We start from the raw sequence: 12573 nt of genomic DNA, 5'->3' as shown, positions 1-12573 counted from the left end.
ATCCCTTTTACCTGAGCAAAAGGCTTGCTCCTTAGTCGGTTTTCTATTATCTTTGCAGCGCTTACCAAACAAGTGACTGTTCGGAAAAGGGAGTTTTACTCCCTTTTTTGTTAGGGTATTAGCATGGACGACATTGCTCGCATTACCGAACTGCTCCAGCCGTATCTGAACGGTGATCAGTTCTTTATTGTTGATATTCACGTGGCCGGTCGCCAGGGTGGCCGGATCAAGGTTACTGTCCTGCTCGACAGTGACGAGGGCATTACCATTGACGAGTGCGCCAGCGTTAGCCGGCGTCTCGGTGCGCAGTTAGACGAAATTGATTTATTCAGCGGAGCTCCTTTTACCCTTGAGGTATCATCACCCGGCATCGATTTTCCGCTTCAGTTCCGGCGGCAGTATTTGAAAAACGTCGGTCGCCAGGTTGCGGTCACGCTGAAAGACGGTCAGGTTCTGCACGGACAACTGGAGTCGGTCGGCGATGATCATATTGTAGTGGATATTCCACCCGTAAAAAAACCAAAGAAAAAGGCTGTTGAAACGATTGCCCCTGAACCCACCGGATTACAGACACTCCGGTTTAACGATATTCAGAAAACCAACGTAGAAGTGTCCTTTAAATAGGTTTGAAGTTTAAGGTTTAACGTTTGAAGTTGCTCCGCCGGAGTGAACTCACACCTTAAACCTTAAACCTTAAACCTCAAACGCTAAAAAGATGAACAGCGGAGTACTTATAGATTCGTTCGCCGATTTTGCCAAGTCAAAGAATATTGACCGGCCAACGATGATCAAGATCCTGGAAGATGTGTTCCGGACGATGATACGTAAGAAATTCGGCACCGACGATAACTTTGACGTAATCATCAACGCGGAAAGCGGTGACCTCGAAATGTGGCGCACCCGCGAAATTGTCGACGATGATTCGGAAGATATCTGGGATTACGATAAGATTCCTTTATCGGAAGCCCGTCGGATCCAAACCGACTTTGAAGTGGGCGAGCAGGTTGCCGAAGAGGTAAAGCTGGAAGACTTCGGCCGCCGGGTGGTGCAGACCGCCCGCCAGACCCTCATCCAGAAAATCAAGGATCTGGAGAAAGAGCTGTTGTACCAGAAATACAAAGATCAGGTAGGTGATCTTGTCAATGCCGAGGTGTACCAGTTGGTCAAGAATGAAGTAATTCTGGTCGACAGTGAAAACAACGAACTGAGCCTGCCGAAAGGCGAGCAGATTCCGAAAGACCGCTACCGGAAAGGCGAAAGTGTGAAGGCAGTAATTCACCGGGTTGATATGCTTAACGGCTCGCCGAAAATCATTCTGTCCCGCACATCGCCGATCTTCCTGGAGCGGCTGTTCGAAACAGAAATTCCGGAGATCTACGACGGCCTGATTTCCATCCGGAAGATTGTGCGGGAACCGGGCGAACGGGCCAAAGTAGCCGTCGAATCATACGACGACCGCATCGACCCCGTTGGTGCTTGTGTGGGGATGAAGGGTTCCCGGATTCACAGCATTGTGCGCGAGTTGGGCAACGAGAACATCGATGTCATCAACTATACCGAAAACCTCGAACTGCTCATCAGCCGTGCCCTCAGCCCGGCTAAGATCAGTTCGATGCAAATTGACCGCGACGCCAAACGGGTGTCGGTATTCCTCAAACCGGATCAGGTGTCACTGGCCATCGGAAAAGGCGGCCAGAACATCAAACTAGCCAGCCGGCTGGTCGATTTGGAGATCGATGTATTCCGTGACACCGAAGGGCAGGAAGACGATGAAGATGTTGATCTGTCGGAATTTACCGACGAGATCGACGAGTGGATCATCGAAGAACTGCGTCGGGTAGGACTCGATACGGCCAAGAGCGTGCTGGCGCTGAGCAAGGAAGAACTACTCCGCCGGACCGATCTGGAAGAAGAAACGATCGACTACATTCTGGATATCCTGCGTCAGGAGTTTGAATAAGAGGGATTTTTATTACTGTAACTATTGTTCTTACCATACAAACAACCATTAAATTTGCCTATTATAGACCGAACGTATGGCAGAAGATAAATCAATGCGCCTAAGCCAAGCGGCAAAAATTCTCAACGTGGGTATTGCCACGGTGGTGAGTCATCTCTCTGCCAAAGGGTTTAAGGTCGAAAGTAATCCCAACACCAAGTTATACTCCGAGCAGTTGGAGGTACTGGCTAAGGATTTTAAATCTACAGACCTCGTCAACGGAGCGAATGCGCGCCCGGCCCCGGTGGCTGAAGCGCCCCGCCGGGACGAAGGAAATGTAGTGCAATATTTCCGCGACGATAAAGGACGTCCTGCATCGTCTCAACCGCAGACTGCTACTCCGGCCCCGGCTCCGGTCGAGCGTACTCCCGAGGTTCCTAAGGCCAGCGAGCGCGTGGCCGAGCCTGTTTCCGGCAATCAATTGCCAGGTCTGAAAGTATTGGGTAAAATTGACCTGAATGCCAAACCGGCACCGGCTCAGCCAAATCCGCAACCTGCCACTCCGTCCCCGGCTCCGGTCGAAACCCGGCAACCACAGCCTGCACCGGCCCAGCCGGCCCCCCGGCCCACGGCCGAACCCGCGCAACAGCCGGTGGTCGCTAAACAGCCGCAACCGGCCGAACCGCAGCCGCAGCGTACAGACATCCCGAAACCGGCTCAACCAACCGCCCCGGCTCCTGTCGAAGCCCGGCAGCCGCAGCCGGCACCGGCCCAGCCGGCTCCCCGGCCCACGGCCGAACCCGCGCAACAGCCGGTGGTCGCTAAACAGCCGCAACCGGCCGAACCACAGCCGCAACGTACGGAAGCCCCAAAGCCGGCTCAACCGGCCGCCCCGGCTCCCGTTGAAGCCAAACAGCCGCAGCCTGCACCGGCTCAGCCCCAACCAGCTCCCCGGCCCACAACCGAACCCGCGCAACAGCCGCAACCCGCTGAATCGCAGCTACGTACCGATCGGCCGACCCGGCCTGCTGAGCCGAACCGCCCGGCCGAACCGGTAGCTCCGCCTGTTCAGGCAGATGAAACAGAAGGGAATGGGTCATCAGAAACTATACGGGCTGAAGGTCGCCACCAACTGCGGGGTCTGACTATCAAAGGAAAAATTGATCTACCCGTCGATAACCCCCGCCAGTCGGGCGGTGGCGACCGGGATCGTGATAAGAAGAAGAAACGCAAACGCATTCGCAGCCGCGAAGGTGTAGCGGTAGGCCCTAACACCGGCGGAGGTGGCCAGCCCGGTCAACCCGGCGGGCAGGGTGGTAATAACTTCCGGAACCGTGAAGGTGGACCAGATCGTGGTCCCACCGGTCGTGGCCCTGGTGATCGCAATCCGAACGAGCGTGGTCCGCAGGGTGACCGCAATCAGCAGGGACGCGGCCCCGGCGATCGTCCACAAACCGAGCGTGGTCCGCAGGGTGACCGTCCGCAATCAGATCGTCCACAGGGCGAACGTACCGAACGCGGACCGGCACAACAGGGTCAGGGCAATCGTCCGGCTCAGGCCGGTGGACCGGGTGCCGGCAACAATGCCAACCGGGGTGGTACCAACAATGCAAACAAGCGGAACGACCGACCGGGCGATAAACGGCGCGAACGCCGGGAGGAACCCTCAGCCCGTGATGTACGGGATTCGATCAAGGCGACGCAGTCCCGGATGCTGGGATCAAATAAACCAAATCGGGGTGCCAAAGCCAGAGAGGATCGTCGCCGGAACCGCGCCGAACGCGAAGAGCAGCGTTTACTGGCCGAACAGGAAGACGCCAAGGTACTGAAGGTAACCGAATTTGTGTCGGCCAACGACCTGTCCTCGTTGATGGATGTCTCCGTTAACGAAGTGATCTCGGTATGTATGAGTCTGGGCATGTTCGTTTCGATCAATCAGCGGCTCGATGCCGAAGCCATTACGGTGATTGCCGATGAATTTGGCTACGATGTGCAGTTTGTTTCGGCCGAGGAAGAGGTAGAGGCAGGCATCGACGACGGACAGAACGATGCTCAGGAAGATCTGGAGTCCCGTGCGCCCATTGTCACCATCATGGGTCACGTTGACCACGGTAAAACATCATTGCTTGACTACATCCGCCGGACCCGCGTTGCCGCCGGTGAAGCCGGGGGTATAACCCAGCACATCGGGGCTTATAGCGTAACGACAGAAGATGGTCGGATGATCACCTTCCTGGATACACCGGGTCACGAAGCCTTTACGGCCATGCGTGCCCGCGGGGCCAAGGTAACCGATGTGGTTATTATTGTGATTGCCGCCGATGACAGCGTGATGCCACAAACCCGCGAGGCTATCAACCACGCACAGGTGGCAGGTGTACCGATTGTCTTTGCGTTCAGCAAAGTGGATAAGCCGGGCGCCAACGCCGAAAAGATCCGCGAAGAGCTGGCCCAGATGAACCTGCTGGTTGAGGACTGGGGTGGCAAATACCAGGCTCAGGAGATCTCATCCAAGTCGGGTATGGGTATTGACGACCTGCTGGAGAAGGTGCTGCTGGAAGCCGAACTACTCGATCTGAAAGCCAATCCGAACCGCCGGGCCAATGGTACCGTTATTGAAGCCTCGCTCGATAAAGGCCGTGGTTACGTCTCGACTATTCTGGTACAGAACGGTACGCTTAAGGTAGGTGATATTGTACTGGTAGGTGCCCACTACGGCCGTATACGGGCAATGACCGATGATGTAGGACAGCGCATCAAAGAAGCGGGGCCGTCAACGCCGGTTCAGATTCTCGGTCTGCCAGGTGCCCCACAGGCCGGAGACAAGTTCAACGTCATGGAAACCGAGCGCGAAGCCCGCGAAATTGCCAACAAGCGCGAGCAGTTGGTGCGCGAGCAGACCATGCGGACCCGCAAACACATTACGCTGGAAGAGATTGGTCGCCGGAAGGCTATCGGTTCGTTCAAAGAGCTGAATGTGATCGTGAAAGGTGACGTAGACGGTTCGGTAGAAGCCTTGTCGGATTCACTGCTGCAACTCTCGACCGAAGAGGTACAGGTGAATATCATCCACAAAGCCGTTGGTCAGATTTCCGAATCGGATATTCTGCTGGCATCGGCCTCGGATGCGATCATCGTCGGCTTCCAGGTACGGCCGTCGGCGAGTGCCCGTCGTCTGGCCGAGCAGGAGCAGATTGAGATTCGTCTGTACTCGATAATCTACGACGCCATCAACGAGGTCAAGGATGCTATGGAAGGTATGCTGGCCCCGACGGTTGAGGAGGTAATTGTCGGCAACATTGAAGTACGCGAGGTCTTCAAGATCAGCAAGATCGGTACCGTAGCGGGTTGTTACGTAACCGAAGGGCTGATCAAGCGCAACAACAAGATCCGGGTTATCCGCGACTTTATTGTGGTGCATACCGGCGAAATCAGCGCGCTCAAGCGGTTTAAAGATGATGTAAACGAAGTTCGCTCCGGCTACGAATGTGGTTTGAGTGTGAAAAACTTCAACGATATAATGGTGGGAGATACCATTGAAAGCTTCGAATTGAAAGAAGTGAAGCGGACGCTGTAAGCTCACTGAGCCGTTTACCCGGAAAAGGCCTTCCTGTTCGCACAGTGAAGGCCTTTCTGCATTTTACCCCATACCTGCTCCCTGAACCTAATTGCCATCGAAAACTCGTATAGCTTTTTATAAACAGGTACTTCCGGAACCCGCCCGATTTGTTAATTTCAGGCTTCCTAAACCAAAACCGTGTTGTAGGGCGTTAATCACTTACTGAGCAAGCGTTTTCATGAGTTTTCTATATCCTTCGTTCCTGCTGGGCTTACTGGCCGTGTCGGTACCCATTGCCATTCACTTATTTAATTTTCGGCGCACCCGCCGGGTGTACTTTACTAATGTCGCCCTGCTGAAAACCGTACAGACCGAAACCAAGTCGTTCCGGCGGCTCAAGCACTGGCTGCTGCTGGCGGCCCGCGTGCTGTTTATCACCTGTCTGGTATTGGCCTTTGCACAGCCGTTTATCCCGAGCAAAAATAAACTGGGCCTGACACGGCAGGGCGCCACCAGCCTCTACCTCGACAACTCGTACAGTATGCAGAATGAGCAGAACGAGAAGCGTTACCTGGATATGGCGATTGGTAAGCTGGACGAACTGATGACCCTGTTCCGGAATGCCTCCTCGCTGCAACTGCTCACCAACGACTTCTCGGCCGATGAACAGACACTGGCTACTGCCGATGCCATTCGTGACCGGGTAACGTCTGTCCGGTTTGCCCATACGCCCCGCACATTGGAGGCCATTTATCGGCGACAGAAAAATCTGCTGGCTACGGCCAATCCTGGAGGGCGCAATCAGCTTTTTTGGTTCTCCGACTTTCAGAAAAGTACCGCCGGTGACCTCAGCCGCCTGCAAATTGACACCACCGACCGGCTGTTTCTGGTTCCGCTCGACGCTAAGCCTACCCGTAATGTATACGTCGACTCGGTATGGCTGAGTACCCCCTTTATCCGGGAGATGCAGAACAACAGCCTGAACGTGAAACTTAGTAACAGCGGCCGTGACGCCGTGCGTAATCTGCCCATCCGGCTGTACCTCGATGATATTCAGACCTCAACCGCTACGGTTAATCTGGACCCTAAAGGTGCCGGTATTGCCACGCTCAACTTCAACGTAACGGCCAAAGGATACCACCGGGGCCGCATTGTCTTTGAAGATTATCCCATCACGTTTGATAATCAGTACTTCTTTGTTATCGAAGCTTCCCCCTCCATCCGGGTGTTGCACCTGCACGAGCAGAAAAGTAATACCGATTATGTAGATGCCGTTTTTTCCAATGACAGCCTGTTTGTTCGCCGGAGCTACAGTGCCCGCAATTTCGACGTTGGGCAGTTGAAAGAAACCGACCTGGTGGTGCTGGAAGGTGTTTCGCAGATCAACGGAACGCTGCGTACCGAACTGGAGCGGTTTGTCAGGCAGGGCGGCAGTCTGGCTGTGATTCCACCTGGTAACCCCGACGTAAATACCTACGGGCCATTTTTAAATGCCCTCGGCGTGGGGGGCGTACAGTCGCAGGCTCAGCCGTTGCCTACGGCCCAGCCCCTAAGCGACCCCGACCGCCGGAGTCCGTTCTTCCGCGATGTGTTTCAGCAGACCTACCAGAGCGAACCGCTCAACCTGCCCAACGCCGTACCGGTCTGGCGCTGGAATGCCGGCGACCGCCTGCTGACGCTGCGCGATGGCAATCCCTTTCTGACCCAGTCCCGTGCCGGGCAGGGCTATCTGTATATGCTGGGCAATCCGCTTGATCCTCAATACGGCAACATTGCCCAGCACGCCCTGTTTGTGCCGGTCATGTATAAGATAGCCGCGCTGAGTGCACGGCCGCAGCGAACGGCCTATTCGTTCGACGAAAATCTGGTGTCTATTCCCATTACAAATCCGTCGGAGAAGGCGGTGTATACCCTTAAGAAAGACAAGCTGGAATTTATTCCGGTGCAACGGGTGGTAAATAACCAGTTATTGCTGGAGATGCCAAAAAGCAATCAGCTCAGCAGCGGTCAGGAAATTGAATCAGGCTACTACGAGCTACAGCTCAGCCGCGACGGAGCCGCCGGCAGCGAAGGCAACGGCCGAACCGAGCGCCTGCTGGCCATCAATCATGGCAACCGAGAGTCGACCATGGATTTTTATTCGGCCGCCGAACTGCGTCAGGCCTTCGCCAACCAACCCAATGTGGAAGTGTTCGACAGCATCAACGACGGTGATTTTGTGAAGGTGCTGGAAGAAGAGAACCTCGGTAAAAGCCTTTGGCAGTACTTCCTGATTGCTGCCCTTGCCTTCCTGCTGATGGAGATCCTGCTGGCGCGGTTTATGAAAGGATAAGTCAAACCGCTACAAATAGAGGCAGTCCGCAAACAGCAGCAGCCATTGAGCAGTTATACTGCTTAGTACACTGACCGTCTTCTGCTGACCATTATGGCGACACCTCCGCCAAACGATGCCTCTGGCCCCACCAATCACCTGGCGCTGCGTTATTTACGGCGTTCGCTCGATTTAACCCATCCGGCCGACGAACCGTTTGTGATGAACGAGTGGGAGCAGCGTATTATTCGGCGTGTCAAATGGGAAACAATAGCATCGGCAACAGGCGTGGGTACCGCCGGTCTGTTACTGCTGTACCTGCCACAATATTTCTGGCCTGCCCTCTTCGAAAGCACCCTGATCGCCGTGTTTGAACAGGAGTACGAAGTCCCGCTGATTACTATTTTATACGGTATTCTGCTGGTTTATCTGGAGGTTTATCTGCTCATTTATATGAACCTGCGGGCTATCCGGATTATTATGGCCATCTGCCAGTTTCCCCGTGCCCACGATCCGCATTATGAGCGACATTTATACGCCACCACCGAAGCGGCACTGGATACCGACAACTTCGGCTTATTTCGTTTTGGTCTTCACCCTTATTTCAGCCTGCCGCAGTGGGGCTTAACTGTTTTCTTTTTATCTCACAAACTCCTGGCAGCGGTAAGTACCTTTCTGCTGAAATTTCTGCTGAGGCTGCTTTGGGGAGGGTATGCCGTACCGGTTTTAACCAATACCCTGATTGGCATACCCATGTTTGCCTTCTGGAATGTGATTGCCTCCCTGGCTGTAATTCATGAAGCTAAAATCCGAATTATGGCTCCGCTTACAATTCGGGGCTTTGTAGATGAAATTCATGAAGAGTGGGGGCAAAATCCGCAGTTTTGTGCGCTTATCCCTGAAGCGCTTTCTTTTTTGTCGATTCAGGCACGGCAGTATAATTATGCGCATCTGTTATTGACCGAAGAGCTGATGGATCGGTTTGGCCTGGATGTGATTCACCCCAAAGGCCGGCTTCTGGAGCAAATGGCTCAGGTACCCGACGAAGTTCGGCAGGGTCTCGAACGGCTCATTGTGTTCGGTGCTTTGATTGATGGTCGCTTATCCCGGCTTGAAAAACGCCGGCTGCGTCAGCTAAAAGTCAATGGCTGGCTAACCTACCAGATGACAGAAATAAAAGCCATGGGAAAGCAATTCTGTCAGGGCCGGGGCTTATGGATATAAATCATCAATTGCCCCTCCACTTGTCTACCTGCTGCGTTTAGCGGGCTGTACCTGTAAGAAACTGATTGTATGGACACCTGCATTACCCGATTTGTTTCTTTATTTTGTATAATCATTTGGATCAACAAACAATAATGAAACTGTGCATAAAGTTTTTACTCTGGACTTGTTGCCTTCTCCAAAGTTCGCTTTCTGCGCTGGCGCAATTAGAGGTTACGTATCCATTCCCGCGAATGGTTGTTCAGCGCAATAGCAACAATAAGGCCCCGTTGCATATTGCCGGTACCTACTCTATACCTGTTGATTGTATTGAGGTCCGGCTTACGCCAGCGCTGAAGAATCATGGTCGGCAAACCGATTGGATGCCGCTCCAGTCTGATCCGCAGAACGGCATTTTTCAAGGTACCATTCAGGCCGAAGGCGGGTGGTATACCCTGGATGTACGAGGCATACGCGACGGACGAATGGTGAGTCTGGCGCAGGTAGAGCGGGTAGGCATTGGTGAAGTTTTCCTCATTTCCGGGCAATCCAACGCAACCGGTATTCTTGATTACGGCTCCAAAAGCAGTTCAGAACGAGTTGTCACCCACAATGCCATCAACACCTACTTCCGGGACGATGGCATGCTGCTCGCGCCCAATACGCCCTTTCCGGTGCCGGCCTTTTCTACCCTTAGTGACAATAGTAATGTGTATCCGGCTGGGTATTCTTCGTGGTGCTGGGGCGAGCTGGGCGACCTGATTGCCGACCGTTTTGGTGTCCCGGTTGCTTTTTTCAATGCATCCTGGCCCGGCACCATTGCCGAAAACTGGAGTGCATCAGCAAAAGGAATTCCGGCCGAAAATATCTGGATTAGAAAATACTGGCCACTCAATCAGCCCTATGCTAATTTGCGTAATACGTTACAGTATTTTCACCGCCAGTTCGGTATCCGGGCAGTATTATGGCATCATGGAGAATCAGACGCGATCCCCCTGGCAACTACCGAGGATAATTACTACCGCATGATTCAGGACCTTATTAATGGCTCCCGTCGGGATTTTTCCGATAATCTTGCCTGGGTAGTTGCGCTGAGCTCTGTAAGTCATTATACATCAACACCTGTTCCCTCTATTATTAATGCCCAGAACCGGTTAAGTCAAACACCCGGCTATAATGTATGGCCGGGACCGGATACTGATAAAATTCAGGTACCCCGTCCTTCGCATGGCCATTTTGAAAACGTAAGAAATGGTCTGCAGGGCCTCTCTCTCTGCGCGGCCTCCTGGAATCAGTCGCTGACGGATGATTTCTTTAGAAAAGCACCGGTTAGCCAGCCGTTATGGTTTCTGCGAACAGGGCTGCTTCCTGCTCAAATTCCTGTGGGCACAGAGCTGCCTGTGCCGTTTAGCCGGCTAGGATTTGATAATATCAATACCGAGTATAGTATCGAGTTGCTCGATAACCAGGGGCAGTTTATGATGGAACTGGGCAGAGGACCGGCCAGTCCTGTCCGGGTCCGCATTCCCCGTGACCTGTCTGCTGGTAAATACCGGCTGCGGGTAGCTTCGTTAAAACCCGTACTCTCTGGTGTTCCTTCGGCTTCTTTTGAGGTAACAGCCCCGGGTGAATCAGCCAGAACCTTACTTGATGCCCAGACCGAGACGGCCGGCTACATGAATGCCGTCCACTGGCTAACGGCTCAGGAGCCAGCCGGCAGCCGCTTTGTTATAGAACGCCAGGATAGTCTCGGGCAGTTTCAGACACTGGCTACCGTGCCTGCCCGCACCGACGGAAGTCTGCACCACCTGTATTCGGTTTTTGATAATCGGCCGTTGCCCGGTGCCAACCGCTACCGGATCAGGCATGAGCTGCCCAACGGAAAGGCTTATTACAGTGGCATTCTCCTGGCGAGTCCGATCGGCGATATTGATGAGCCGTTTATCTTTCCTAACCCGACAGATGGCCACAACCTGACCTTACGAGTCCCAGAGAGCGGGAACTGGCAGCTCACTATACTTGATATAAATGGCCGGCTTCGCTGGCAGCAGCCGGTGCTGGCCGTAGCGAACCGGCTGATTTCGCTACCCCTGCCTGCTACCCTTACGAGTGGTGCATATGTGATGCAGATTCAGAACGATAATCACCATACCACCCGGAGACTTATCATTCAGCGTTAGATCGGTTATTCAGCGTTGGCGTCAGGCTGTTCTGGGTAATTCTGACTTCGTTGATGCGCTTATCATCGGCGCTAAGAACGTGGAAGGTAAAGCTTTCGTACGTAATTTCTTCCCCGGAGGTCGGCAGGCGGTTAAATAGCTCCAGCAGCAAACCGCCCAGCGATTCACTGTCTCCACGTACGTCTTCAAATATAGCTGAATCAACATCCATGATTCGGCACACATCAGACAAGGGCACTTTGCCTTCAATAACTACCGTCCGCTCATCCAGTCGCCGGTAGTTTTCGGGCGTTTCCTCGTCAAATTCATCATTGATGTCGCCGAAAATTTCCTCGATAATGTCTTCTAACGTGATAAGGCCCCGCGTACCGCCGTATTCATCGACCACAATGGCCATATGTACCCGCCGTTTCTGGAAGTCCTGTAGTAAATCGTCAATTTTTTTAGTTTCCGGGATAAAAAATACAGGTCTTAGCAGCGTCTGCCACTGATAGTCATCCTCTCGGTGCAGGTGCGGCAGCAAGTCTTTAATATATAAAATTCCCTCGATTTGGTCAATGGATTCCTTATAGACCGGTACCCGCGAATAGCCGGAGGCATTAATTAGCTCAATTAGTTCCGAAAAGGTCAGGTCATCAGCAAAGGCAGTAATATCCATTCTGGCCCGCATCACCTGACGGGCCGTCAGATTACTGAAGTTAACAATCCCTTTCAGGATCTCGCGCTCTTCGGCGGTCGCTTCACTACTGGTCAGCTCTACTGCCTGGTTCAGTTCTTCCATAGAAAGCTTATATCCCCGGCGCTGAATACGCTTATCCACCTGATTACTCAGGCTCACCAGTAGCACCGACAGGGGAGTAAAGATCAGAGAGGCTGCCTGCGCCAGCGGAGCCGTTCGGCGGGCCATTTGCAGGTGATTCTGGCTGGCATATACTTTAGGAACAATTTCCCCAAAAAGTACAATCGCCAGCGTTGTCGCCAGCGTAATACTTGTCAGCATCCAGGCCGATGCCCGGGATACCTGCCAGAATTCCCAGGTCAGGTACGAGACAATAATCACAATAGCGATGTTCAGCAGGTTATTCAGGACAACGAGGGATGCCAGCAGGCGTTTAGGACGCTCAAGCAGGGCCGTAATGCGATGATCGGCGGGGCGGCTGCTGTCCCGGCAGAGAGCCCGGTCTTCGGACGTTAAGGAGAAGAAAGCCGCTTCGGCAACCGAGGCCAGACTAGCCAGCAGCAGAAGCAGCAGAAGAATGGCCACATAAGGCCCATATAAAGTGAAATAGGTGCCCCAGCCAATAGCGGCTGGGAGCACCTGTTGCGTCAACGGATCGCCAGGGTCCATGCAAGTGGGGTCTGGTTCAACAATAAGCCGGTG

Annotated in this window: 7 protein-coding genes; 6 read left to right on the top strand and 1 reads right to left on the bottom strand. The window is 53.5% G+C overall.

Annotation, left to right across the window (positions count from 1 at the left end):
* Nucleotides 1-123: 123 nt before the first annotated feature.
* The 6 genes from rimP to ABD931_RS24160 all read left to right on the top strand — a co-directional run bounded on the left by rimP (nt 124) and on the right by ABD931_RS24160 (nt 11192).
* Complete coding sequence (rimP, locus tag ABD931_RS24185) at nt 124-624, top strand: ribosome maturation factor RimP (protein ID WP_345270597.1); 501 nt, start codon at nt 124-126, stop codon at nt 622-624.
* 91 nt (nt 625-715) lie between these two features.
* Nucleotides 716-1960, top strand: coding sequence for a transcription termination factor NusA (gene nusA / locus ABD931_RS24180; protein WP_345270596.1), 1245 nt, complete (start codon nt 716-718; stop codon nt 1958-1960).
* Between the two features lie 76 nt (nt 1961-2036).
* On the top strand, nt 2037-5516 hold the full coding sequence (infB, locus tag ABD931_RS24175; RefSeq protein WP_345270595.1) for a translation initiation factor IF-2: 3480 nt from the start codon (nt 2037-2039) through the stop codon (nt 5514-5516).
* Nucleotides 5517-5736: 220 nt separating this feature from the next.
* On the top strand, nt 5737-7830 hold the full coding sequence (locus ABD931_RS24170) for a BatA domain-containing protein (protein WP_345270594.1): 2094 nt from the start codon (nt 5737-5739) through the stop codon (nt 7828-7830).
* Between the two features lie 93 nt (nt 7831-7923).
* The gene (locus ABD931_RS24165) at nt 7924-9033 is read left to right on the top strand and encodes an LBF_2804 family protein (RefSeq protein ID WP_345270593.1); all 1110 of its coding nucleotides are present in this window, start codon (nt 7924-7926) and stop codon (nt 9031-9033) included.
* A gap of 233 nt (nt 9034-9266) precedes the next feature.
* Complete coding sequence (locus ABD931_RS24160; protein WP_345270592.1) at nt 9267-11192, top strand: T9SS type A sorting domain-containing protein; 1926 nt, start codon at nt 9267-9269, stop codon at nt 11190-11192.
* Here the strand turns inward: ABD931_RS24160 and gldE are convergent.
* Entirely contained in the window at nt 11179-12540 is a 1362-nt protein-coding gene (gene gldE / locus ABD931_RS24155; RefSeq protein WP_345270591.1) for a gliding motility-associated protein GldE, read from the bottom strand. The two genes, ABD931_RS24160 and gldE, sit on opposite strands and share 14 nt — an antisense overlap.
* Nucleotides 12541-12573 lie beyond the last annotated feature (33 nt).

Origin of the sequence: Nibrella viscosa (genome assembly GCF_039541875.1) — a bacterium.
In the GTDB taxonomy this organism is placed as follows: domain Bacteria; phylum Bacteroidota; class Bacteroidia; order Cytophagales; family Spirosomataceae; genus Nibrella; species Nibrella viscosa.
The sequence above is the reverse complement of the archived record's forward strand: the minus strand, read 5'-3'. Positions and strand labels throughout refer to the sequence as shown.